The sequence below is a fragment of the Butyrivibrio sp. AE3009 genome, assembly GCF_000420845.1.
Lineage (GTDB): Bacteria > Bacillota > Clostridia > Lachnospirales > Lachnospiraceae > Butyrivibrio.
On sequence record NZ_ATVS01000021.1, the window covers coordinates 44,482 to 70,476 of the forward strand.

Annotated in this window: 22 protein-coding genes, 1 other RNA gene and 1 pseudogene; 22 read left to right on the forward strand and 2 right to left on the reverse strand. The window is 43.3% G+C overall.

What is annotated here, in order from left to right:
- Positions 1–12: 12 nt before the first annotated feature.
- Together G588_RS0111695 and G588_RS0111700 are read left to right on the forward strand one after the other, a co-directional pair.
- Positions 13–885 carry a carbohydrate ABC transporter permease gene (locus G588_RS0111695; RefSeq protein WP_022778924.1) on the forward strand — a complete coding sequence of 291 codons (873 nt, stop codon included), beginning with the start codon at positions 13–15 and terminating at the stop codon, positions 883–885.
- 136 nt (positions 886–1,021) lie between these two features.
- Positions 1,022–2,752: a sugar ABC transporter substrate-binding protein gene (locus G588_RS0111700; protein WP_022778925.1), complete on the forward strand. Its 1,731-nt coding sequence runs from the start codon at positions 1,022–1,024 to the stop codon at positions 2,750–2,752.
- Positions 2,753–3,546: 794 nt separating this feature from the next.
- On the opposite strand, the gene G588_RS0111705 is transcribed toward G588_RS0111700, so the two are convergent.
- Positions 3,547–5,046 (reverse strand): tagaturonate reductase, encoded by a 1,500-nt coding sequence (locus G588_RS0111705; protein WP_022778926.1) that lies wholly within the window; start codon positions 5,044–5,046, stop codon positions 3,547–3,549.
- Positions 5,047–5,256: 210 nt separating this feature from the next.
- Between G588_RS0111705 and G588_RS0111710 the strand changes: the two genes are divergently transcribed.
- The 20 genes from G588_RS0111710 (at position 5,257) to G588_RS23095 (ending at position 25,730) form a co-directional block, all read left to right on the forward strand.
- The gene (locus tag G588_RS0111710) at positions 5,257–6,144 is read left to right on the forward strand and encodes a YicC/YloC family endoribonuclease (RefSeq protein WP_022778927.1); all 888 of its coding nucleotides are present in this window, start codon (positions 5,257–5,259) and stop codon (positions 6,142–6,144) included.
- The gene (gene gmk / locus G588_RS0111715) at positions 6,137–6,778 is read left to right on the forward strand and encodes a guanylate kinase (protein ID WP_022778928.1); all 642 of its coding nucleotides are present in this window, start codon (positions 6,137–6,139) and stop codon (positions 6,776–6,778) included. The genes G588_RS0111710 and gmk overlap by 8 nt, the downstream gene beginning before the upstream one ends.
- Before the next feature lie 47 nt (positions 6,779–6,825).
- Positions 6,826–7,119, forward strand: coding sequence for a DNA-directed RNA polymerase subunit omega (gene rpoZ / locus G588_RS20060; protein WP_022778929.1), 294 nt, complete (start codon positions 6,826–6,828; stop codon positions 7,117–7,119).
- A 3-nt stretch (positions 7,120–7,122) separates the two neighbouring features.
- Complete coding sequence (rimO, locus tag G588_RS0111725) at positions 7,123–8,478, forward strand: 30S ribosomal protein S12 methylthiotransferase RimO (RefSeq protein ID WP_022778930.1); 1,356 nt, start codon at positions 7,123–7,125, stop codon at positions 8,476–8,478.
- Entirely contained in the window at positions 8,475–9,029 is a 555-nt protein-coding gene (pgsA, locus tag G588_RS0111730) for a CDP-diacylglycerol--glycerol-3-phosphate 3-phosphatidyltransferase (RefSeq protein WP_022778931.1), read from the forward strand. Before rimO ends, pgsA begins: the two co-directional genes overlap by 4 nt.
- A 194-nt stretch (positions 9,030–9,223) precedes the next feature.
- The gene (locus G588_RS23385; RefSeq protein WP_022778932.1) at positions 9,224–11,305 is read left to right on the forward strand and encodes a DEAD/DEAH box helicase; all 2,082 of its coding nucleotides are present in this window, start codon (positions 9,224–9,226) and stop codon (positions 11,303–11,305) included.
- 47 nt (positions 11,306–11,352) lie between these two features.
- Entirely contained in the window at positions 11,353–12,537 is a 1,185-nt protein-coding gene (locus G588_RS23440; RefSeq protein ID WP_035788419.1) for an ion transporter, read from the forward strand.
- A gap of 17 nt (positions 12,538–12,554) precedes the next feature.
- Positions 12,555–13,421: an HAD-IIA family hydrolase gene (locus G588_RS0111745; RefSeq protein ID WP_022778934.1), complete on the forward strand. Its 867-nt coding sequence runs from the start codon at positions 12,555–12,557 to the stop codon at positions 13,419–13,421.
- Between the two features lie 112 nt (positions 13,422–13,533).
- Positions 13,534–14,175, forward strand: a complete 642-nt coding sequence (locus G588_RS0111750; protein ID WP_022778935.1) for an RpiB/LacA/LacB family sugar-phosphate isomerase — start codon at positions 13,534–13,536, stop codon at positions 14,173–14,175.
- Between the two features lie 183 nt (positions 14,176–14,358).
- Complete coding sequence (locus G588_RS0111755) at positions 14,359–15,759, forward strand: tetratricopeptide repeat protein (RefSeq protein ID WP_022778936.1); 1,401 nt, start codon at positions 14,359–14,361, stop codon at positions 15,757–15,759.
- 11 nt (positions 15,760–15,770) lie between these two features.
- Positions 15,771–16,490, forward strand: coding sequence for a thiamine diphosphokinase (locus tag G588_RS20075; RefSeq protein ID WP_022778937.1), 720 nt, complete (start codon positions 15,771–15,773; stop codon positions 16,488–16,490).
- Between the two features lie 47 nt (positions 16,491–16,537).
- Positions 16,538–16,942 carry an acetolactate synthase gene (locus tag G588_RS0111765; RefSeq protein WP_022778938.1) on the forward strand — a complete coding sequence of 135 codons (405 nt, stop codon included), beginning with the start codon at positions 16,538–16,540 and terminating at the stop codon, positions 16,940–16,942.
- A gap of 130 nt (positions 16,943–17,072) precedes the next feature.
- A complete protein-coding gene (gpmI, locus tag G588_RS0111770) occupies positions 17,073–18,620 on the forward strand; it encodes a 2,3-bisphosphoglycerate-independent phosphoglycerate mutase (RefSeq protein ID WP_022778939.1) in 1,548 nt (515 codons plus the stop codon).
- 93 nt (positions 18,621–18,713) lie between these two features.
- Positions 18,714–18,953 carry a preprotein translocase subunit SecG gene (gene secG / locus G588_RS0111775; protein WP_022778940.1) on the forward strand — a complete coding sequence of 80 codons (240 nt, stop codon included), beginning with the start codon at positions 18,714–18,716 and terminating at the stop codon, positions 18,951–18,953.
- An 84-nt stretch (positions 18,954–19,037) separates the two neighbouring features.
- Complete coding sequence (gene rnr / locus G588_RS20080; RefSeq protein WP_022778941.1) at positions 19,038–21,575, forward strand: ribonuclease R; 2,538 nt, start codon at positions 19,038–19,040, stop codon at positions 21,573–21,575.
- Positions 21,576–21,655: 80 nt separating this feature from the next.
- A complete protein-coding gene (smpB, locus tag G588_RS0111785; RefSeq protein ID WP_022778942.1) occupies positions 21,656–22,126 on the forward strand; it encodes an SsrA-binding protein SmpB in 471 nt (156 codons plus the stop codon).
- A 79-nt stretch (positions 22,127–22,205) separates the two neighbouring features.
- Positions 22,206–22,561, forward strand: a transfer-messenger RNA (tmRNA) gene (gene ssrA, locus G588_RS22105).
- A gap of 122 nt (positions 22,562–22,683) precedes the next feature.
- The gene (gene proB / locus G588_RS0111790) at positions 22,684–23,505 is read left to right on the forward strand and encodes a glutamate 5-kinase (protein ID WP_022778943.1); all 822 of its coding nucleotides are present in this window, start codon (positions 22,684–22,686) and stop codon (positions 23,503–23,505) included.
- 3 nt (positions 23,506–23,508) lie between these two features.
- The gene (locus G588_RS0111795) at positions 23,509–24,189 is read left to right on the forward strand and encodes a hypothetical protein (protein ID WP_022778944.1); all 681 of its coding nucleotides are present in this window, start codon (positions 23,509–23,511) and stop codon (positions 24,187–24,189) included.
- An 875-nt stretch (positions 24,190–25,064) separates the two neighbouring features.
- Positions 25,065–25,730: a response regulator gene (locus tag G588_RS23095; protein ID WP_242830365.1), complete on the forward strand. Its 666-nt coding sequence runs from the start codon at positions 25,065–25,067 to the stop codon at positions 25,728–25,730.
- On the opposite strand, the pseudogene G588_RS23100 reads toward G588_RS23095, so the two are convergent.
- Positions 25,708–25,812: pseudogene (locus G588_RS23100) on the reverse strand (transposase); the annotation flags it as partial. The gene G588_RS23095 and the pseudogene G588_RS23100 overlap by 23 nt on opposite strands.
- Between the last annotated feature and the right edge of the window lie 183 nt (positions 25,813–25,995).

A 25,995-nucleotide genomic window follows, 5' to 3' on the forward strand; every position in this document is an offset into this window, starting at 1 on the left:
AGGTGCGAGCAAATGAAAATTAAATCCGATGCAGATAAAGCCTGGGACGTAGTATTTGTGCTTTTCTGCCTTGTAATAAGCCTGATGTGCGTAATACCTATGATTAACCTTCTTGCCAAGTCCCTTAGCGAGACAGACTATCTGGTAAGAAATGAGGTATATCTTTTACCCAAGGGCTTTAACTTAAATGCCTATGCAACGGTCCTTAAGGACCCCAAGTACATAAGAGCCTTCGTGTGGACAGTATTTCTTACGATTGTATGTACTGTACTTTCACTGACAATGACTACCTTATGTGCATTTCCGCTGATTTTCGAGAATCTTCGCGGAAGAAAAGCCATCAATATCTTCATAACAATAACAATGTTTTTTAACGCAGGAACAATTCCGAACTACCTGCTGATGCAGAAGCTGAACCTTCTGAGTAACCCTCTGGTTCTCATTATTCCGGGTGTCATGAGCGTTTATAACATGATCATCATGAGAAGCTTCTTCTATGGAATACCGGACAGCCTTCGTGAATCCGCTGAGATTGACGGAGCGACGTTCTTCGAGATCCTGACCAAGATCTACATACCGCTTTCCAAGCCGGTTATGGCTACACTCGCTCTGTTCTATGCGGTAGGAAGATGGAACGGATATTCAGATGCCCTGATGTACATGAGAGAGGCCAAGTACTACACATTGCAGCTCCTTTTGTACAACATCATCAACAATATCAATCAGGTTGAGGTTGCTACACAGGAAGGCTTCTCAACACCTGGATTGTCAGCTTCCCTAAAGGCAGCCATCGTAATGTTTTCAACCATTCCGATTCTCTGCATTTATCCTTTCCTGCAGAAGTACTTCATTCATGGCGTGACCATGGGTGCGGTCAAAGAATGAGCACTTAATGAGGTATTTTCGAATTTAGTGCGAATTCTTGTTATGGCGAGCACAACGTGCGAGATCAGAACTACCTTGAACTTAATCCTTATTGGATTAAATAAATATTAATTGACTCATTTGAAGGGAGGTCAATATGAAAAACAAAGTTTTATCAGTATTACTTGCATCTGCAATGGTTCTTTCTGTAGTTGCATGCGGATCTTCTGAAGGCGGCAGCGCACCTGCAGCTGAGACACCCGCAGCAGATACACAGGCACCTGCAGCAGAGGCACCCGCAGCAGAGACACCTGCTGAGCCTGCAGCTGAGGCAACATCATCTGAGCTTACAGATGGTAAGTTTGCAGAGACAAGACAGATCACAGTTGAGATCTACGACAGAGGAAATGACGGCGGCTCAGATCCTGAGAACAACATGTACACAGAGTACATCAAGAAGGGAATGCTCGAGGAGCACAACGTAGAAGTTACCTTCAAAAAGGTTCCCAGATGGACAGAGGTTGATGACATCAACAACCTTCTTGCAGCTCAGGAAGCTCCTGATATCTGCGTGACCTACAGCTATCCTACAGTTCTTACTTATGCTCAGATGGGCGGCGTTATCGATCTTAGCGAGATGATCGAGACCTATAAGGGCGATCTTACTAACCTTTGGACATGGCTTGGTGATACTAACATGCTTTGGGACAAGGATCCCAAGACCGGCACAGTATGGGCACTTGAAGGTAAGAGAGCAGAGCAGCAGAGAATCGTTACCTTCGTACGTAAAGACTGGCTCGACAAGCTTGGACTTTCTGTTCCTACAACAACTCAGGAATTCGAAGACATGCTTATCGCTTTCAGAGACAATGCTGATACACTTCTTGGCAGTGATGCTTCCAAGATGGTTCCTTTTTCAGCAAGCTATGATATCGGATGGAGAGCATCCAACATCATCACATCCTACATGGATCCTAACATCACAGACAAAGAGTACTACATCAATGGATTCGATGACAGAATGGTTACACAGGCTTCAACCAAGGAAGCTGTAAGACTTCTTAACAAGTGGTACAATGCAGGCCTTATGTGGAAGGATTTCGTTCTTTACGGAAGTGGCGACACAACTGAGGACGATATGATCAAAGCAGGCTATGTAGGCGCATTCCAGCACAACTGGGACTATGTATTCAGAAACGGTGAGGACAGCATCAATGCTAACCTCAAGAGAAACGTAGGCGAGGACGCTGTATTTATTCCTGTTGACTGCTTCAAGAACTCAGCAGGCAAGTATTCAAAGTGGCTCTACAGCTCAGCAGGCGACAGAAAGATCTTCTTCCCTACAACCAACGATGAGCCTTTAGCATCTCTTCTTTACCTTGACTTCATCTCTAAGCCTGAGACAATCAAATACCTCCAGGCAGGTGATGAGGGCGTTACACATGAAGTTCTCGACAGCGGCGCTATCCAGATCATTGCAGCAACAGGCGATGCAATCCAGAACTCAGGTAAGAACATTGACTACACAATCACATGTAACGGAACATACTTCGGCGATGAGGCTCTTGCAGCTCTTTCTCTTGCATATGGCTATGCTGAGGCAGATCCTGAGCTTGTAGATCAGGCTAACAAGATTGCTATGGCTGATGGACTTGAGCCCAAGAACGTTAACGTTGGTGAGATCACAGCAGAGGCAGGTGTAGGTGATACACTTTCTGCTAAGAGAGATCAGATCTATGATAACGCAGTAGTTGCTTCAGAAGCTGATTTCGATTCTGTTTGGGACAGCTATCTTGCAGATTATCTCTCAAGCGGCGGACAGGCAATCATCGACGAGCGTGCAGAGAAGTGGGCTGAGTACTTCGGGGATGCAGATATGCTTCCATAATTGGTGTGAGTTAGTATTTTTCAGATTTGGCGATGTATTAGATTAATAATTTTGTGTTAATAGCAGACTTAGAGAGGAGCTGATTTGGCTCCTCTCTTTTTGGGATAGGCAATATATCAAATTGTGAAACCGAGGGAGCAGATAAGGTAACTAAGACAATTACCTACGATGCCTGCGGTAATCCTAAAGAGTACCTTGGTAAGAATATGGTGTGGAATGCTGTCAATAACAGCCTTACATCCATCAGCTTTAAAGAGGGGAACAAGGATAAGAAATTAATCTTTGATTGTTTTGTGAAGGATCAAATACTAAGCTTATGAGGTTGAATAAAACCCATAAAAGGGCAACATTAAGAACGCACAGTTGTAACCACGTGGTGTGAATGGTTAATGTGCAGATTATTGGTCTGTGACAATCCCCAATAAGCTTAGTGTTTGAAAGATACTTATCATGCCGGATTATTTCCCGACACATTGGACGCGCCGGCCGCAGGATAAGTTACTCCTTGAAGAAGCAGATTTGAAATCTATTTCTCTCTCTTTGTACCTTTAGGATACAGCAAAGGAGCGGGTTTGTAAAGAAATCTAAACATTTCGTTAGAATTTTGCGGTATTGCGTAAGAACACCAAAAATCAGTCCTTGAAGTGACCTGAATGGGGCATGGTTGTCACGTTTCACATAGTAGACACAATCTTAAGAATTTAACGCTTTTGCGCAAAGAAGCCGCATTTCGTAAAAACGAATGCGGCTTCTTATAGGAAGATAATGAAAAATTGAATGAAAAAGCTTAATTATTAAAGGCAGCTGGCATATGCTTTCTCAGCACCTTCTGTGCGGATCATCTTCAGATCTGCAATTACTGCATCTGTAAGACCGGCAATCTTGTTGAGGTCCTGATCCCACATCTTCTCATTTCCAAGAACAGCCTTAACGAGGTCTTCCTCAGAATCGTTCTTGTGATCATAGAAGAACTCAAGAGCCCATCTGTCATCACTTACTGTATAAGTATTGCCTGCAGGTCTCTTGCAAACAAGGCCTGCCTCAGTAAGTTCCTGAACATCGTTTGAATAGAAAGCAATGTATGCTGCCAGTGACATAGTAAGGCAAACGGGAAGCTTGCCGTTCTTGTCGATATACTGAAGGAATGAAGGCATGTTTCTTGCCTTCCACTTACTTGTTGAGTTAAGAGAGATGCTCATAAGCTCGTGGTTAACGAAAGGATTGTTGAAACGATCCTTAACAGCAGCAGCGAACTCATTGAGATCATTCTCATCAAGGTGATCTACGAGAGTAGGAATAACTTCCTCATTGAGCATCTTGTTCATGAAGCCTGAAATAGCTTCGTTCTGCATGCAGTCACGAACGATATCCTGGCCTGAAAGGTAAGCGCCAAGTACGAAACCTGTATGAGCGCCGTTAAGGATACGAACCTTGCGGTGCTTGTAGGGCATTACATCGGGAACAACGTGAACATTAACGCCAGCTTTCTTGAAAGGAAGTCTTGTCTCAAGCTCAGCAGGTCCTTCGATGATCCATACTCCGAAGATCTCACCTACATCGATGAGCTCGTCGTGATATCCGTTAACTTCTTCAAGCGCTGCAACTTCTTTTGCATCACGGATTCTTCCGGGAACGATTCTGTCTACAAGGGTAGAGCAGAAGATGTTATCATTGTTAACCCAGGTCTTGAAGCCTTCTTCAAGCTGCCACTGATCAATGTACTGGTTGACACACTTAAGAAGCTCTTTGCCGTTGTTGTCGATAAGCTCGCAGGAGAGAACAACTACGCCCTTCTTACCTGCCTTGTATCTTCTGAATAGAACCTGTGTAAGCTTGCCGGGGAAGCTGGCAGCGGGAACATCCTCGAAATTGCAGGAAGGATCGTAAGCAATACCTGCCTCAGTTGTGTTGGATGCAATAATATCAAGGTCATCGCTCTCTGCGATAGCCATCATTTTGTCGTAGTCTGCCTTGTCATAAGGATTGAGACAGCAGTCAACTGCGGAGATAACTCTCTTGGCATCAACCTTCTGGCCGTTCTCACTTCCACGAAGGTATAATGTATAAAGACCCTCCTGCTTGTTGATAAGCTCTGTGAGACCCTGTGCAATAGGCTGAACAAGAGCAACCTTGCCGTTCCAGCCTGCCTTCTCATTGCTGATGTCGAAGAAGTAATCAACGAATGCACGCATGAAGTTACCTTCACCGAACTGAAGAACACGAACGGGTGCTTCCTTCTGAACAAAACCTTCATAGCCTGACTTGGCCAATACATCATAATTTAATAATTCCATAACCCTATTCCTCCTAAAATGTAAACGCTTACAAAACGCTTCATCTAAGTCTTAATCTATATAATGTTATAGCAAAATATGTAAGCGTTTACAATAGCAAATTATGACTTTTTTTATAAATGTGGTCGGAACGCAGCATTGACCTTGAAAAAGCGCTGTATTATAATGATTTATGTAAATTTTTGCCCTAAAATAAAGGAGATTCTACTTATGGTCTGCAGTATGACTGGTTTTGGCAGAAGTGAAGTTACAGAGGGACAGCGCAAATATATTGTTGAACTTAAGTCTGTTAATAATCGCTATCTTGATATCAACATCAAGATGCCCAAGAAATTCAATGCATTTGAATCCGCCATCAGAACCGAATTAAAGAACTATATGAAGCGCGGTAAGGTGGATGTATTTATCAGTTACGAGGATTTTTCAGAATCGGATTCCAGAGTAAAATACAATAAGGCTATAGCTGAGGAATATTTCACATATCTTAAACAGATGGCCAGTGATTTTGGTCTTGATAACGATATCAGGATCTCAGCTCTTTCCAAGTTCCCTGAAGTATTTACCATGGAAGAGGAAGAACTGGATGAAGAGGAGGTATGGAGCGGACTTAAGAAGGCCATTAATGAGGCCGGCAAGCAGTTCCTTGACTCCAGAATCAAAGAAGGAGAATTTTTATCCGCAGATCTTACACAAAAGCTTGACGGAATGTATGAAAATGTGGAATATATTACAGAGCGTTCCCCTGAGATCATACAGGAATATAAGCAGAAACTTCGTGAGAAGATCGCAGATCTGTTGGAAGACAAGCAGGTTGATGAGAACAGGCTTGCCATGGAAGTTACCATATTTGCCGACAAGGTATGTGTAGATGAGGAGCTTACAAGGCTTCGAAGCCATATTATGGCCACCAGGGAGACACTTCAGGTGGGTGATGACAAGGACGGTATCGGAAGAAAACTTGATTTCCTTGCACAGGAAATGAACAGAGAGGCCAATACTATTTTGTCCAAATCCACAGATCTTAAGATTTCCGACAGAGGAATTGCTCTTAAGACCGATATAGAAAAAGTAAGGGAGCAGATTCAGAACATTGAGTAATGAAGTATTGCACAACAAGCGCAAAGGTATTATAATCGTTGTCTCTGGTTTTTCGGGAGTAGGCAAGGGTACAATAATGAAGGAGCTTATTAAGAGATATGACAATTACGCTCTTTCAATCTCTGCAACAACAAGAGATCCCAGACCCGGCGAGGAGAATGGCAGAGAGTATTTCTTTGTTAGCAATGAAGAGTTTGAGAAGCTTATTAATGAAAACGGACTGATAGAGCATGCCGGATATGTCAATCATTATTACGGAACTCCCAGGAAATACGTTGAGGATAAGCTTGCTGAGGGAATAGATGTAATCCTTGAGATAGAAATTCAGGGTGCACTTCAGATCAAAAAGCAGTATAATGATGCGGTGCTTTTGTTCGTTATGCCCCCTTCAGCTGAGACTCTTAAGACCAGACTGTGCGGAAGAGGCACAGAAACAGAGGAAGTCATCAAAGGAAGACTTGAGAGAGCCAAAGAGGAATCCCTTGGCATAGAGAACTACGATTACATTGTTATAAATGATGATCTTGATAAGTGCGTTGAACAGGTGAACGACATTATAACCGCTGCACATTTTGACACATCAAGGAATCAGGAATTTATAGATACTATCAGAAATGAGCTTAATGAGTTATAATCATTTTAGCGGATATGCGGATTACCGCAGGAAAGGAATACAATATTATGATACATCCTTCATATGTTGATCTTATGAAAGTAGTTAACAAGGGAGTTGAAGAGGGTGAGGAGCCTGTAATCAGCTCAAGATATTCAGTAGTTATGGCTACTGCCAAGAGAGCAAGACAGCTTATCGCAGGTGATGAGCCTATGGTAAGAGTTAAGGATAAGCAGAAGCCTCTTTCAATCGCAGTAGACGAGATGAACCAGGATACTCTCAGAATCCTTACAGATGAGGAGAGAGAAACACTTGTTACTGAGAACGAAGACGTTACCGTAGAGGAATCAGTAGAAGAATAATTTATGAGAATATTATTTGTGTCACTGGGATGTGACAAAAACAGAGTAGATACCGAGGTAATGCTTGGAATGCTGGCAGACCGCGGCTACGAATTTACAGATGACGAGGAAGAAGCGGAAGCAGCAGTTGTTAACACCTGCTGCTTTATCAATGATGCGAAGGAAGAGAGCATCAATACAATTTTGGAACTCTCAGAGAGAAGGAAGGCAGGACAGCTTAAGGCACTCATCGTGACCGGTTGTCTTGCTCAGAGATACAAGGAAGAGATCCAGACTGAGATTCCCGAAGTGGATGAGATCCTTGGAATTTCATCTACTGATAAGATTCTTGAAGCACTTGATGAGACTATCAAGAGAGATGAGCTTTTTTCTCACAAGAATTATTTCGATGATATCAACAGGAAGCCTGTGGGAGGCCTTAAGAGAGTCATTACCACAGGAGGTCTATTTAATTATCTCAAGATTGCAGAAGGGTGTGACAAGCATTGCACCTATTGCATAATCCCCAAGGTTAGAGGCAATTACAGAAGTGTACCTATGGAGCAACTGCTGGAGGATGCTAGGAATCTGGCTGCTGAGGGAATTACCGAGCTTCTTATTGTGGCTCAGGAGACAACTTTATACGGAACAGACCTCTATGGGGAGAAAAAACTGCCGGAGCTTCTTCACAAGCTATGCGAGATAGAGGGCTTTAGATGGATTAGGATCTTATATTGCTACCCCGAGGAAATCAATGAGGAGCTGATCCAGACAATAAAGAATGAACCTAAGATTTGCAAGTACCTGGATATTCCCATTCAGTCAGGTTCTGACTGGGTGCTCAAAAAGATGGGAAGGCGCACTAACAACGCAGAGATCAGGGCTCTGGTTCAGCACCTGAGAGAAGAAATTCCCGATATCTGTATAAGGACCACACTTATCAGTGGATTCCCCGGGGAAACGGCAGAAGATCATAATCAGACCATGGAGCTTGTAAGGGACCTTAAGTTTGACAGACTGGGAGTATTTACTTATTCACAGGAGGAAGATACTCCGGCTGCTACAATGCCGAATCAGGTGTCTGAAAGGGTTAAAGTAACCCGCAGAAACAAGCTTATGAAGCTTCAGCAGAAGATTGCCTTTGAAGCTGCGGAGAAGATGGTGGGAAAAGTTGTTGATGCTGTCATAGAAGGCAGGATCATGGACACCGAATATGACGATGGGCTGTCCTATGTAGCAAGGACCTATAAGGATGCCCCGGATATCGATGGATATCTTTTTGTGAGTGGTGTTCAGAGAGAGCTTATGACAGGTGATTACGTGAAGGTTCGTATTACAGGATCTAACGAATATGATTTAATAGGGGAGATGGAAGAATGAATTTACCGAACAAGTTAACAGTAGCCAGAGTTATTATGATTCCGTTTTTTGTATTTTTTCTGTTATTCAGACCTGCGCAGGAGTCAACTGTAGAACTTTTTAAATGGATTGCCCTTGCAATTTTCATAATTGCCAGCCTCACAGATATGCTTGATGGCAAGATTGCAAGAAAATATAACCTTATCACTGATTTCGGTAAATTTATGGATCCTTTGGCAGACAAGCTACTTGTGTGCAGTGCTATGATCGCACTTATAGAGCTTGACCGCATTCCTGCCTGGATTGTTATCATCATTATCGCCAGAGAGTTCGTTATAAGCGGCTTCAGACTTATCGCCGCAGACAACGGAAGAGTAATAGCAGCAAGCTATTGGGGCAAGTTTAAGACAACCTTCCAGATGATCATGGTCATTCTTATGATTGCCAATCTGGGAATTCCCGCTGTGCAGATCCTTACCCAGGTTATCATGTGGATCGCTCTGGCTCTGACAGTTATCTCACTTGTTGATTACCTTATTAAAAACAAGGACGTCATGAGCGGAGAGATGTGAGCGATATGCGGATACGAAGTTTCAAGTACGAATGCTTGCATGCAGTAACTTGAAACCTCGTAGACGTAACGTACATGAGGAAGTAGCACGATAGTGCGGATTCCGAATGTACGTAGCGATTCGAGAGCGTAAGCGAAGAATCGCGTATATCGCGTAGTAAATTATAGTTATTGTTTTAGAAGTAAGAGAGTTTTATGAGTAAAGATTTAGAATTATTTGAAGAAGTAGAAGAAGTAAAAAAAGAAAGTAAGAAGAAAGAAGAAGCTAAGATAAGATATGACGAGTCCGGCCTTGATGAGAGAATCATCAGAGCTGTTACTGAGATGGGATTTGAATACATGTCACCCATCCAGAAGGCTGCTATTCCTGTTATGATGGAAGGCAAGGACCTTATAGGACAGGCCCAGACCGGAACCGGCAAGACGGCAGCATTTGGAATTCCGCTCCTTCAGAGCATAGATTCCGAGAATAAGCACCTGCAGGCGGTTGTACTTTGCCCTACAAGAGAGCTTGCAATGCAGGCAGCCGATGATATCAGAGATTTTGCAAAATATATGCATGGAATCAAAGTCCTGGCTGTATACGGCGGACAGGATATTTCAAGACAGATAAGAGCATTATCTGCCGGAGTTCAGATAGTTGTAGGAACTCCCGGACGTGTTATGGATCACATGAGACGTCACACAATGAAGATGAAGGATGTTAAGGTTCTTGTCCTTGATGAGGCGGATGAGATGCTTGACATGGGCTTTAGAGAAGATATCGAGACTATTCTTCAGGGAATGCCTGAAGAGAGACAGACTGCTCTTTTCTCAGCTACAATGCCCGAACCTATTCTTAAGATCACAAGAACCTATCAGAAGGATGCTGAATACATCAAGATGACTCCCAGGGAGATCACCGTTGCCGCCATCGAGCAGGCATATTACAGAGTTCCTCAGAAGATGAAGGAAGAGGTCCTCTGCAGACTTATGGATTATTATGATCCTGCAAGAAGCCTTATTTTCTGCAATACCAAGAAAATGGTAGACCAGCTCACAGAGAGCCTTAAGGGCAAGGGGTATCTTGCCGACGGACTCCACGGAGATCTGTCACAGAACCAGAGAGATACAGTTATGAATCTCTTCAGAAATGGCAGGATCAACATCCTTATCGCCACTGACGTAGCTGCAAGAGGTATTGATGTCAGCGGTGTTGAGGCAGTATTTAACTTCGATATCCCTGAGGATATTGAATATTATGTACACAGAATCGGAAGAACAGGACGTGCCGGCAGAAGCGGCAGATCCTTTACTCTGGTAGGCGGCAGAGAGATGTACAAGCTTCGCGACATCGAGAGAATCTGCCATACCAGGATTGAGGAGAGAAGAGTTCCTTCCGCTAAAGAGATTACAAGAGCCAAATCCCAGAAGGTATTTGCGGAAGTAATCGATATTATTGAGAATGACGATATCGCATCAACTCTTGAGTTCGTCAATCAGAAGATTGAAGAGGGCGAGTATACTGCAGAGCAGCTTGCTGCCGGATTCATGAAGCTCAAGATGGGCGCAGACCTTGAAGATCTTGTTCTGTTTGAAAAGAGCGACAGAAGAAGGAGAGATTCCAAGGACGGTGGCGATAGAAGAAACGGACGCCGCTCCGGTGACGGCCGCAAGAACTCAGATGGGCGCAGAAGCCGCGACGGACGTCGCTTTGAAGAGGGCCGCAAGAACCGAGATGGCAGGAAGCCCTCAGAGGATCGTGAAGGACGTAAGGGGCGCGATAGTCGTAAGAATTCTGAGGACCGCAAGGATCGCCGAAGCCGCAAGGACCAGGGGCAGCGCTTTGACAAAAAGAACGACAGATATCAGGAGAAGCAGGTAAGTTCTTCTGAGGAAGTATTCCAGAAACCTCGCAGAAAGCAAAAACCTGATGGATCACAGGCTGTAAATACAGGACTTGACGTCAGCCTTATTGAGAGCATCAAGGCTGACAGAAAGAAATCCGAGAGCAAGAACGGCAACAAATCTGAGAATCATGCAGATTATTCCAAGAAGAGCAGAGCTTCTCAGAACAAAAAAGCTGATGGCTTCGAGAACGTAGGAAGAATCAACATAAAAGGTGAGGGACAGACCAAGGCCTGGTATGTGGGTCAGGACTCCGACACCATGAATGTCAGCAAGGCCGAGAAGAAGGCCATTAAGCAGGAAAATAAAAAAAGAAGTCTTGATTATCTTCAGGATGTCAGCGATCTTGTAATGGAGAGCTTTGGCAGAAGAAAGAACAAGGAGAAATAATGACCAAATCAAAGGGGAATGATTCTGGGAAACACAAACTGTTTGTTATGAGTAAGGCTTTCAGAGCCAAGATTTTTAACATGGTTAGTGTGGGCGTCATTGATGAACCTATCAACAGGTTCTATGACGTTATCAGTATCATTGCCCTTTTGCTTAATCTTTTTTGCGCATTTGCGGTTACTTTTGACAATATGATGGAGCGGTATGGTAAGCTCCTTCTTGTTATTGAGGCAATTACCACCTTTTTCTTTGCAGTGGATTATGTACTGCGTCTCATCACAGCTAATGAACTGTATCCCAAGGAGACAGAAAAAGGTGCTATTGTCCGATATGTCTTTTCCTTTACCGGATTAATAGATCTGTTATCGTTTTTACCCTATTATCTACCGGTATTTTTCCCGGCGGGGACGGCAGTTTTCAGAATGTTCAGGATTGCCAGGATTCTTCGTCTTTTCAGAATCAATTCCTATTATGACCAAATGAATGTTATCACCGAGATCCTTAGCCGCAAAAAGCAGCAGCTCATGGCTTCGGTATTTATTATCCTCATACTTATGATGGGATCAAGCCTGTGTATGTATAGTGTTGAGCATGAGGCTCAGCCTGAGGTATTCCAAAATGCTTTTTCCGGAATCTGGTGGTCGGCATCGACACTATTAACTGTCGGATATGGAGATATTTATCCTGTGACAACCCTGGGTAAGATCCTCGGAATATTCATTGCATTTCTTGGAGTCGGCATGGTTGCCATACCTACAGGTATTATTTCTGCCGGCTTCGTTGAACAATATCAGAGACTTAAGTCCATTGGCGACTTCACAGAGGAAGAGAATATTCATTTTATCAGAGTCAAACTCTCGGCAGGAGACAGATGGACCGGTAAGAAGATTGTAGACCTGGGCCTTCCTAAGGACGTTATGATCGTAGCCATACAAAGAGGCAAAGAGACCATTATTCCCAGAGGAGATACGGTACTTAATCCCGGTGATCTCATAGTTATGTGTGCTGAGAAGACCAAGGATGTTCAGCCTGTGGAGATAAAAGAAATCGTGATAAATGAAGGCCATTCCTGGAATGGTACGGCGATAAGAGATATCGATATTTCCAGACAGAGCTTCATCTTCATGGTAAGAAGAAACGGCAAAGCGATGGTTCCAAAGGGAGGGCTAACGATCAAGGCCGGAGACACAGTCTTGCTATATGGCAAGCATGTACAAAACGAAAATGTATAGGAGCTACCTGATAAGTTATGGAAAAATACTTTGAAAACTCAACAAAAGAGGAAATCCTGGATCGAGCTGAGCTTTTCGTTCTTGATATGGACGGAACCTTTTATCTTGAAAATGACATTTTGGATGGCGCACTTGATTTCCTTGACAGTGTAGAAAAATCAGGTAAGAAATACATGTTTTTTACCAACAACTCATCCCAGTCATCGGCCGCTTATATTGATAAGCTGGCGAAGATGAACTGCCATATTTCAAAGGATATGATCATGACCTCCGGAGATGTGATGATCCGCTACCTTAATAGTTTTTATAAAGGGAAAAGTGTGTATCTTCTCGGGACACCGTCTCTGTATGAAACCTTCAGAGAAGGCGGGATCAATCTTTTTCAGCCAGAGGTAGATGAAAAGGATGGATTTGTTCCTGCGGATACCGCCAATATTCCGGATATAGTTGTGGTGGCTTTTGATAAGACACTTAATTACAACAGACTTACCAATGCTTGTACTTATATCAGAAATGGTGCTACTTTCCTTTCGACTCACCTGGATATTAATTGTCCAATGAAGGGCGGATTTATTATTGACTGCGGAGCGATTTGCGCAGCCATAGAGCTCTCCACCGGCAAGAAGCCCAAGTATGTGGGGAAGCCTTTTAACGAAACTGTGGAGATGATCGTAGATGCCACAGGCATGGATAAGGATAAGATTGCATTTGTGGGCGACAGAATATACACGGATGTTGCCACAGGCGTAAACAACGGAGCTATCGGTGTTCTTGTTATGACAGGAGAGACGAAGCTCATGGATATACCCGGTTCCGAGGTGAAGCCGGACGTGGTTTATGATTCCATCAAGGAGATGGGAGAAATGCTCAGAAAGAGATTTTGACTAAAATCTTGAAAATTGAGCACAAAGACTTTTTTGCGGTGGACACTTCATTTTTTTGTTAATAAAATATTCGTATATTGAGACAAAAAATATCAAATGGAGGTTATTTGAGATGAAGATAGCACTTATAAATGAAAACAGCCAGGCAGCCAAGAATGAGATGATCTACGGAGCACTCAAGAAGGTTGCTGACAAGCATGGCTTTGAGGTTTTTAACTACGGAATGTATTCAGCTGAGGACAAGGCACAGCTTACCTATGTACAGAATGGTATTCTTGCCTGCGTTCTTCTTAACTCAGGCGCTGTTGATTACGTTATCACAGGTTGCGGAACAGGTGAGGGCGCAATGCTTGCCTGCAACAGCTTCCCCGGAGTTATCTGCGGACATGTTACTGATCCTCTTGATGCTTATACTTTTGCACAGATCAACGATGGTAATGCAATTTCCATGAACTTCGCACTTAAGTCAGGCTGGGGCGCAGAGCTTAACCTTGAGTATACTTTTGAGAAGCTGTTCTCAGAGGAGAGCGGACAGGGATATCCCAGAGAAAGAGCCGTTCCTGAGCAGCGCAACAAGAAGATCCTTGATGAGGTCAAGAAGGTTACTTACAATCAGGACGTTGTTGACATTCTCAACAAGCTTGACAGAGACCTGGTTAAGGGCGCGCTTTCAGGAGAGCATTTCCTTGAGTACTTCGATGCCAATGCCAAGGATGAGCGCATCAAAGAGGCTGTTCACGAGCTTTTGAAATAATCTTTTACCGAATAAATCAGATGATGAAACGTGTGGGACTATTTTTGCGGTTCCACACGTTTTTTTCTCTTTTTATATAAGAATTTTCGTGCTATACTTTAGCTTGTGTGAGCATTTTTGGCACAGGATTTTAGTAATTAATGGCAGTTTTTGCCTTTGTTTTAAGAGGGATGGTTTTTAGTTTTGGGTTACAGAAAAGATAATGTTTATAGCTCTACCATGGGAAGGGGCTATAATTCAAGAAAAAGAAGAGGGAAAAGAAGAAAGAAACTCGATTACAGAATGGCAGCCGTTATAACCGGTGCTTCTGCGGTTGTGATAGCGGTTGGTCTTACAATATACAGTCATTTGCCTTTTGTTAAGGTTAATAATGCGATTGCCGCAGGCAACAAGTACACTGAATCAGCTAACTATGAGGCTGCAATTGAATCCTATGAGAAGGCAATCGCGATTGATCCCAAGTCTGTGGCTGCATATTCCAATCTGGCAGGAGCGTACTTAAGCCTTGATAATACTGAGGCCGCCAAGACAACTCTCTATGACGGATTCAAAAATACAGAGAATGAGCTGCTTCTTAAGGACTATCACACAGTTATAATGAATGAAGCCATAAGTGAGATGAATAGTGCATCAGCAAGTTTTGACACGGTTGAGAAACTTGTCAGTGTTTTGGAAGAAAACGGTGATAACGCAGATGCGATTGAACTCCTCAGTGCTGCTTATGAGAGATGCTTTAATGACTCTTATAATTATGACGTCAATGCACTTTTCAGAGGGGATAAATGCACAAATACCGGTGACAGAACAGGTTCTTTTGATAAGTACGCTGAGCTTGTAAGACGTATGATAACGGTTTATGCCGGCAACAATTCAGAGGAACTTAAGAACGTTATTCTGAAATATGCAGTGCCATATTCTGAGTCTTTTACCATAGGTATGGAAGATGCTTCTTCTTATAATTCACTGCTGGATGAAGTGATATCTTCAGTTGGAAGCTCTCAGGATATTGATTCGGTTAAGGCGTGTCTTACCAATGCTTTTGACGTTCAGAATATTTTCGCAGATATATTTGTTCAGCTTGATGTTGGCAATGTGGATGAACTCAGAGACTTCGTGGTTTCTGATGAGTATCTTGCTCTCAGGGATGTTTTCCTTAATAATCAGGAGACTCCTCAGGAGAATACCACCTATGTTTCCATCAGCAGAGAAGCCATTATTCTTAATAAAAATGATAATGGCTACAGCTATAGATTTTTGAACTTTGAGGAGAACCCGGATACCAAGGGTGTCATTACACTGTGGGCTAATTTCTTTGAGGACGACGGTGTTCAGAGAAATTCCATTTCCTATGAGCCTGCTGCAATTGACGGTAACTTGTATCCTCACACCAAGTATTCTGTTACATACTTACTTAGCTATATAACATCCGGCAAATCCACCAAGGTAGCCAAGATGAATTACAGGCTGGATACCACCATCACCTATGAGGATGGAACCACCGAGGAGACCATCGTAGGAGACTGGGGCGGCGATAATGAGTGGATAATGGATATCGACACCATAGAATCAAGAATCAGAGCATAACGGGAATATACATGAATCTGGCTAAATCGGAACCTAAGTGCATAATCATATCGGCAGGGCATTTCGTGCCAATGGAGATACCTATTGGCGAGGAGGACCTTGTCATAGCCTGCGATGCAGGGTATCTCTACGCTGAGCAGCTTGGGATATTGCCTGACCTTATCGTTGGGGACTTTGATTCCTTAAGTGAAGCAGGGCCGGCGGCAGTCAGGAGTCTACAGGAGATTGCTGAGAGCGATCCGGACAGAATTGTGAAACTAGATGTCAGAAAGGATGACACCGATACGATTAAGGCTGTTAAAATAGCTTTTTCCAAGGGGTATAGGAAGTTTATGCTATACGGATGCCTCGGAGGGAGCAGAATAGACCACAGTCTTGCCAATATTCAGACCCTTCTTTTTATCAAGCATCACGGCGGTAACGGATACATTATGGAAGAGAACCGGATAGTTCTTATCGCCGAAAACGAAACTATAAGATTCCACAGAGGAAACAGCGGAATGATATCTGTTTTTTCTGTTTCGGAGATTTCAAGGGGTGTAACACTTCGTGGCCTTATGTACACAATGGAAAATGGGGAGCTGGGTAACGATTTTCCTCTTGGAGTTAGCAATGAATTCATTATCGATGAAGAGGCAGAGATTACTGTGAGAGAAGGGACACTTCTTATCACTGCAGAGGCAGAGATTACTGTGAGAGAAGGGACACTTCTTATCACTGCAGAGATGTAACTCTGACCGAATATGACAGTTAGGCCGGGAGGCCAAGGAGGAGCAAAATGTTAAAACAGATTTCTATCTACGCTGAGAACAAAAAGGGATGTCTTCAGAACATCACCGGTATTCTTGGGGCAAACAACATCAACATCTTAGGTTCCGTAACCAATGATTCCGCAGAGTATGGAATTATCAGAATGGTTGTATCAGATCCTGAGAAATGTCTTGAAGTACTCAAGGAAAAAGAGTACATCTGCAAAACCACTCCGGTGCTTGCTATAGAGTGTCCCGATGAAGTAGGAGCTCTTGATAAGATTCTTAAGACTCTTTATGGCAGCAATATCAACGTAAATTACACTTATCTTTCTTTTAACAGAGAATCCGGTGCTCCTATCATGGTAATGCATACCGATGATACCAAGCAGGTTGAAAATATTCTTATCAACAAGGGATACAAGTGCCTTTGATTATAGCTTTTTTAGAAATATAAAGGTTTTGTTAAATACTTGTCATATTGCCCTGATATTGTGTATACTATGCAAGGACGAATATTTAACGCCCGGAAGCCCGGGCTTTATAAAATGGAGGATATAAATAATGAGAGGTTCTAAACCTACAGTTCTTTTAATTCTTGATGGATACGGACTTAACGATAACGCTGAGGGAAATGCCATTGCTATGGCTAACACCCCTGTTATGGATGGGCTTATGAAGGATTACCCTTTTGTTAAGGGCTATGCCAGTGGACTTGCAGTAGGACTTCCTGACGGACAGATGGGTAACTCTGAGGTTGGCCACATGAACATGGGCGCCGGCAGAATCGTTTACCAGGAACTTACAAGAATCACCAAGTCCATTGAGGACGGCGATTTCTTCACTAACGAAGGTCTTATGGCAGCAATCAATAACTGCAAGGCTAAGAATTCTGCTCTTCATATGTACGGTCTTGTTTCAGACGGCGGCGTTCACAGCCACATCACACATATTTACGGACTTTTAGAGTTGGCTAAGAAGAACGGCCTTGATAAGGTATATGTTCACTGCTTCCTTGACGGAAGAGATACTCCTCCGGAGAGCGGAATTGATTTCGTACAGCAGCTAGAGGACAAGATGAAGGAGCTTGGCGTAGGTCAGATCGCAACAATTTCCGGTCGTTACTACGCTATGGACAGAGATAACAACTACGATCGTGTAGAGTATGCATACAACGCACTTACCAAGGGCGAGGGCAACAAGGCTAACAGCGCTCATGAGTGCATGGAGCAGAGCTACAAGGACGGCAAGACCGATGAGTTTGTAATTCCTACAGTAATTATGAAGAACGGTGCTCCTGTAGCAACTATCAAGGATGGAGATTCAATCATTTTCTACAACTTCCGTCCTGACAGAGCAAGAGAGATCACACATTGCTTCTGCGATGATGAGTTTGATAAGTTTAACAGAGGTAAGAGACTTGATGTAACTTATGTTTGCTTCACAGATTATGATCCTCTTATTCCTAACAAGGAGGTCGCTTTCAAGAAGGTTCTTCTTAACAATACCTTCGGTGAGTGGCTTGCAGCTAAGGGAATGAAGCAGGCAAGAATTGCTGAGACAGAGAAGTATGCTCATGTAACCTTCTTCTTTAACGGTGGTGTTGAGCAGCCTAACGAGGGTGAGGACAGAGTTCTTGTTAACAGCCCTAAGGATGTTCCTACCTATGACCTCAAGCCTCAGATGAGCGCTCCTGAAGTATGCGAGAAGATTCTCGATGCGATCAACTCTCAGAAGTATGATGTAGTTGTTGCCAACTTTGCTAACCCTGACATGGTAGGACATACAGGTGTTATTCCTGCAGCGGTCAAGGCTATCGAGACCGTTGATGAGTGCGTTGGCAAGATTGTTGATGCTATCAAGGCAGTCAACGGAACCATGTTTATCTGCGCTGACCACGGTAATGCAGATATGATGATCGATTATGAGACAGGCGAGCCTTGGACAGCTCATACAACCAATCCTGTTCCGTTCATCCTTGTTAACTATGATCCTGCATATACACTTAAGGAAGGCGGATGTCTTGCTGACATCATTCCTACACTTATCGAGTGCATGGGCGAAGAGAAGCCTGCCGAGATGACCGGTAAGAGCCTTCTTATTAAAAAATAATATGGATTTTTTATCGTAAATTGACTAATCGTATCAATATATGGTATTATGTATTAGTTAGATAAAGCGATAATAATCTGGGAGGTTAATTTCGTGAAAGTATTGTCAATAGTTATCGGTGTGGTATTCATGTTAGTTTGTGCTGCTTTAGTAGTTCTTGTGCTTGCGCAGGAAGGAAAGAGCCAGGGTCTTGGAGCAATCCAGGGAACAGTTGAGAATACATATTGGGGCAAGAACAAGGGCCGTTCAAGAGAGGGCGTTCTCAAGACAGTTACAATTGTTTTGTCATTCGCTTTCGTTATCCTTGCAATCGTGCTTAATATGATGGCTTGATCAATAGCACCGGGATACATATGTATTTTTAAGGCACTCTTTTTACAGAGTGCCTTTTCTTTACTTTAATTTTGAGAGGTAATGATGAGTAAAGGTAAACGTTTAAAACGTATGGAAGAAAGCCTTAACGGCGGTAAGATAAAAAGCAAAGACCTGCTTGTGGGTACCTTTATCGGTAATGCCAGAGGCTTTGGTTTTGTGCAGGTAGAGGGAAGAGACGAGGATATTTATATTCCCGAGGAATATGTACACGGTGCTTTTCACTCAGATACTGTAGAGGTTGAGCTTCTTCCCGATAACGGCGGTAAAAGAGCTGAGGGAAGAATCAGAAACATCCTTGTAAGAGGCCTTGAAGAGGTGGTTGGAACCTATCAGGCAGAGAAGAACTTTGGATTTGTGGTTCCTGACAATAACAGGCTTCAGGACGATATTTTCATACCTATTGAGCATCACGGAGCTGCCGTAACCGGAGATAAGGTTGTGGTTAAGCTTACTTACTATGGTAGCGTATCAGAGAGACGTAAGCCTGAGGGTAAGGTCCTCAGAGTTATCGGTAATATCAATGATCCCGGAGTGGACATTCTTTCAATTGTCGAGAACTTTGGTATTCCCAGTGAATTTCCTGAGAAGGTTATCAATCAGGCCAACAGATGTCCTGATACCATCAGTGAAGCAGATATGTACGGCAGAACTGACCTTCGAGATGTTCAGATGGTTACCATTGACGGTGAAGATGCCAAGGATCTTGATGATGCGGTCAGTCTCCATATTGATGAAGAGGGTTTTTATCACCTTGGGGTACATATTGCGGATGTTACCAATTATGTGCAGGAGAGTTCTGCTCTGGATAGGGAGGCATTTAAGCGTGGAACCAGTGTATATCTGGTGGACCGTGTTATTCCCATGCTGCCTCACAGACTTTCAAACGGAATCTGTTCCCTTAATCACGGAGAGGACAGACTTGCTCTTAGCTGTCTTATGAAATTTGATAAAAACGGCGGACTTGTGGACCACGATATCGTTGAATCAGTTATCAACGTCAATGAGCGCATGTCCTATACCAGCGTAGCCAAGATCCTTCGTGACAAGGATGAGGCTGAAATTGAGAAGTATAAGGACCTTGTTCCCATGTTTGAGGAGATGGCAGAACTGTCAGCCATACTTAGGGAGAAGCGTGAGAAGAAAGGCGCTATTGACTTCGATTTTGCCGAGACCAAGATAATACTTGATCCGGAAGGCAATCCTATAGATATTGTTCCTCATGAGAGAAACGTAGCAACTAAGCTGATCGAGGACTTTATGCTGGCAGCAAATGAAACTGTGGCAGAGCATTTTTACTATATGCAGAGTCCCTTTGTTTATCGTATTCATGAGCAGCCGGATCCGGAGAAGATAGCTTCACTGGCTGCATTTGTCAATAACTTGGGACATCACATCAGAACAAGAAAAGATGAAGGTGTAAGGCCCAAGGAACTTCAGAAGCTCCTTAAGGGTATAGAAGGAACCAAGGAAGAGGCGGTTATCAGCAGAATGACCCTTCGCAGTATGATGCAGGCTAAGTATAGTACGGAGTGCACAGGGCACTTTGGACTTGCGTTTGATTTTTACTGCCACTTTACTTCGCCTATAAGACGTTATCCTGATCTTCAGATTCACAGGATAATCAAGGATCATTTAAGAGGCAGGATGACTGAGGCTAAGGCAAGACATTATGAAGAGATACTTGATGAAGTGGCCAAGCACTCCTCTGAGACTGAGAGAAGAGCTGAGGAAGCTGAGAGAGAGACAGATAAACTCAAGAAGGCTCAGTATATGGAGAACCATGTGGGTGAGCGCTTTGAAGGAGTTGTATCCGGTGTAACAGCTTGGGGATTGTTCGTAGAGCTGGAGAATTCCTGCGAAGGAATGGTTCGAGCTGCGGATATGAATGATGACTTCTATGTCTATGATGAGACCCATATGAAACTTGTAGGTGAGAGTACTCACAAGGAATATACTCTTGGCCAGAAGGTTATGATCAAGGTGACAGGGGCTGACAGACTCACCAAGTCCATCGATTTCAGACTTATTAACGAAGAGGATGATTTCGATGAGGATGAGTATGATTATGACGGATATGAGGATTATGGCAGAGTTCCCGCAGCAAGGAAGGTTGCCAATGACAGAGCCAATAAGGTAAGGAAGTTAAGAGAAATCGCTGCCGCTGACAAGGCAGGGGAGTCAATGGACGAAGATGAAGAGCTGTTCATGGAAGATGTTTCTGATATGTCAGATAGATCAAAGAAATCCAGGACAAAGCCTTCAGATAAGGCCGCAGGCAGGAAGGCAACCGATAAGAAATCTGATAAAAAGGCAATCGATAAGAAAATAACCGGAAAGAAAACTTCCAAGAAAGAAGCTAAGAAGGAATCCCACGGACGTCTTGTCGAGTATGATGGAGAACTCATCGACCTTAGTCAGTACGAGCCCGATTCCAAGACCGGGAAGTTCCGCAAGAAAAAGAGCTCTTCTTCCGAGGATAAAAAGAGCACCCGCAAGGTCTATAAGGTTCATAAATACAAGAAGTCAGCCACCAGCAAGGCAGCAAGAAGTGCCCAGGGCAAAGGAAAAAGAAAAAAGTAAACCATAAGTTACGTGCTTTTTTCCTCCAAATGTAATATATTAGATTAGTCACAGGAAATTAATGATAGGAATCTATAGAAATGGCAGAAGATAATAAGGCTAGAAAGCTGATAGCAAACAATAAAAAGGCTTACCACGATTATTTTATCGAGGAGAAGTACGAGGCCGGAATAGAACTCTTTGGAACTGAGGTTAAGTCGATCCGCCAGGGCAAGTGCAGCATCAAGGAGTCCTGGATCAGCATCGACAAGGGAGAGGCTTTTATCATGGGCATGAACATCAGTCCCTATGAGAAGGGCAACATTTTTAACAAGGATCCCTTAAGAGTTAAGAGACTCCTTCTTCACAAGGCTGAGATAAGAAAGCTGGATCAGCAGAAGATGGTTCAGGGCTACACATTGGTTCCCCTTGAAGTATATTTAAAGAACGGCAAAGTCAAGGTTGAGATTGGCGTTGCCAAGGGTAAGAAACTCTATGACAAGCGCGCTGATATGGCTAAGAAGGACCAGCAGAGAGAGGCTCTTCGTGACTACAAGGTGAGTCTTAGATAAAAGTGCAAAAACTAAACTATAAGTATATTGAAATTTGCTCACTTAGGCGATATACTAAGTGAGCATCACAATTAAATAAGGGTTAGTAAAGGTTTCGACAGGGATTTTGAAGCTGGAGAAGCTATCCGCAGGACGGTGCGTCAAACCTCAAATTAAAATTAAACGCTAACGATAATTTAGCACTTGCTGCCTAATGGCAGCTCGTCGACCTGAGTACACCTACATATTCAGCAATCGGCGTCAAAACTTGTAGGAAACGACATGGCTTAAGCTTTGCGGCTATGGTCGTATCATGAAGCTACCGATCTGTCTTGGTTGTCAATTTCCGGGGCAGTGAGGGAACAGGAGTGCAGAACTCCGGAATAATTGACTATGATAGTAGAAGGACAGGGGATGAATTTTTGGACAGGGGTTCGACTCCCCTCTAATCCATTAATGCTTAGCCAACAGATACATATGGCTGAGCATTTTTTTATACTTGCGAATATCAATAATCTGGTTTAAACTTTAAAAATATAGTTTATTAGATTAAAGTGAGAAAGTGAGCGTTTGATAAAATGAGCGTCAGCAAAAAGAGAATTGTTGTCAAAGTGGGAACCTCCACTATCACCAATGAGAGTGGAAATATTGATATAAGAGCGATCGATCATCTCTGCAGAGCAATCTCAGGAGTAGAGAATCTGGGCTATGACCTGGTGCTGGTATCTTCCGGAGCTATTGCTGTGGGAGCTAACAAGATGCGACTTCCCCAGAAGCCCAAGGAGATCAAGCTCAAGCAGGCCGCTGCAGCTGTAGGACAGACTGAGCTGATGCACCTGTATGACAAGCTCTTTGGAGAGTACAACAGAATGGTGGGCCAGATCCTTCTCGACAACGAGGATCTATCCAATCCCGAGAGAAGTGAGAACCTTAAGAACACCTTTGATGCTCTTTTGGAGAACCATATTATTCCTATAGTTAATGAGAACGACTCTGTCAGTCACACCGAGATCGAGTCAGAGACCAAGCTCTTTTCCGATAACGATATGCTCTCTGCGCTGGTAGCAGTTTTCTGCAACGCAAGTAAGCTGATTATCTTCTCAGATATAGACGGCCTCTACGACGGTAACCCCAGTAAAGAACCTAACGCCAAGCTCATCAGCAGGGTAGAGGAGATTACTGATGAACTTCGGGCCGCAGCTTCCGGCTCCGGCTCCAACAGGGGCACCGGCGGCATGATCACCAAGCTCCAGGCCGCAGAGCTTGCCACCAACCACGGAATCGATGTGCTTATCACCAATGGCAAGAATCCCGAGAAGCTCTACGACATCATAGAGAAGAAAAAAGTGGGTACACTGTTCGTTGCGAAGGAAAATCAGGACCATATTCAGGAGCTGTGAAGTATGTTGATAAGGAGCCAGTACAGGTGCAGTTTTAAGGCTTTGAACAATGATGTCCCTATGGAGGGGATCATTGACCGGTGTAAAGCTGCTTTTACCAAATTGATCGAGAAGGGTATTGTATGCAATGCCTCTTTTTATCGTCATGAAAATATGGGCTTTTTGTATCTTGAAGAGATAGTCCCGGTGGGAGAAAAAAGTTGCCTTGATATAGATAGGATAATGAGCGACTTAAAGCCATATCTTAAGCCCTGGCCAGAAGAAGACGGTGACAGATTTTTTGCACCAATGATAAATGTTTATTATCATCATATTCCTGAAGACGATCTGGATATGTGGGAAAAAGAGAGAACAACAGCACGAAAAGATCGCATAGGAAGGGTTGCATTTGTTTTTCCGGACAAATTGCCATCATACGTAAGATATCATGATGAAATAGTGCATGAGGGCCTTTTGAAGGGAGATAAGTACGCTTTCATTTCGTTACATGAGAACATACTTTTCTCATATTATGAAGAGCCACGAAACAACGTAAATATCAGGAATGCGGATGAAGAATCCATTGTGATAGATAAATGGATCAAAGCTGGTCCGGAGTCTCATTTTGACAGGGTAAAGGCTAAAGGAAGTAATTTTCTGGTTATACCATGCCTCTTTACAATAGACAGGTTAGATCTGCGATGATATAGATGTTAACTGAAATAATAATCCAAATCGAAAAAGTATAAATGAAATAAGGTTGAATGCACGTTGTTTGTGTATTCAACCTTAATTTTTTCTTAAAAAAGCCGAAAAACCGCTTAAAATGAGCATTTAGTGTCGATTGGGTGACGGTTTCATTGATAGAATGGGGCTATAGAGGGGGCTGTATGCCTCTGTTTTGCTATACATAAATATAATTCAATTCCTTTTATGGATTTTCTGAATAAGGATATTTGAAAGGAGTAACACTTATGAAGGGGTCGAAAAACAAAACAATGAGAGAAAGCAAGACAAGGAGCAGACTGCGCAGACTGGCGCTATTGCTGGCGATGATACTTGCCTTCACCAATGCTGATTTTGCCACAGCTCTGGCAGCGGACTATGATCCGCAGTTTACGGATGAGACTGATGAGTGGGATGGCATCGAAGTCCTGGAAGATGAATCAATGCTCTTCGATGATCCGGTAACCGATGAGGAAGCTGATGAGCTTGAGGACATCTATATTGATGAGGATATGGATGACGCCCCGGGCGATGATAGTCTTGAACTTCAGAGCAGTCCTGATGAGGCGGTTCTTCTTAGTGAGGACTCTGCCTTTAATCAGAGTGTGGAAATTGATGGCATCCTGATCACGGTAACTGCAGATGAAGGAGTTTTCCCTTCTGATGCAGCGCTCAACGTAAAGAGAATTCTCGATGAAAAAGAGCTGCTGAAATTACAGGAGGCAGTTGAGGAGGCTGAAGAAAAAGAAGAGGTTTCGGAATCTGATCCTGATGGAACCGGAGAAATTCCGGAACAGATCTGTGAAGAAACACCGGAAGAGGATGTAAAGCCTTCAAATAGAGAAAAGCAGAAGATGACTCTGTGCAATACGATATGCGAGGTAATCGGTGATTCTGAGATAACCAGATCCACTGATTCGGTGGAAGCTCTGAATATTGCAAAAGATATTAATCCCGACATTGTTTTTCTTGACATTGATATGCCGGGAATGGATGGGATGAAGCTGGCTAAGGAAATCAAAGAGAGCGTTAATCCCAAAGTAAATATCATCTTCACAACAGGATATAGCGAATATCTGGAAGAAGCTTTTACCAAGCTTAGGGCCAGTGGCTATCTTATGAAACCTGTGACAGAAAAGATGCTGAGGAACGAAATTGAGAATTTAAGGTACCCGCCCCATCTTGAAATATTGGGATCAAAGGCAGTCAGAGTGAGGGCTTTCGGCACTTTTGAAGTGTATGTTAATGGTACACCCGTCAATTTCCATTACGTAAAAACCAAGGAACTGCTTGCATATCTTATAGACAGGGACGGAATGTGCTCGATTTCTGAGCTTGAGGAAGGTATTTTCGAGGAGGCGGAAGATAGAGCGGACCACAATCTTATAGTACCTCTGCGAGAAAACCCCTTCCGTCAGGTTGGGGATGAATCGCTTAGCTTTTTTGCTTTTTGTATTTCCCAGACTTCATGTATTTTCTCTTGTGTTCTTCAGTCCGCTGCTCTTCAATGTACTTTTTGACAGTTTCCATGGAAACTGAGCCTGTGGTTGCACAGAAATAGCTGGCACTCCAGAAAGGCGAATCGCCCCACAGATATTTCTCTAACTGAATGCGATCCTTTGTTGTATCCGTCCATAATAAAACTCCTAAAAGCACCCCTTAAAAGAACATTTGTTTTGATATATGCCTGGATATGTGCTATAATACATAGTATAAACTTCTGTGAAAGGAATGACAACTGTGTACAGGACGAGGCAGTACAGGATTAACAGCACACATACTCTT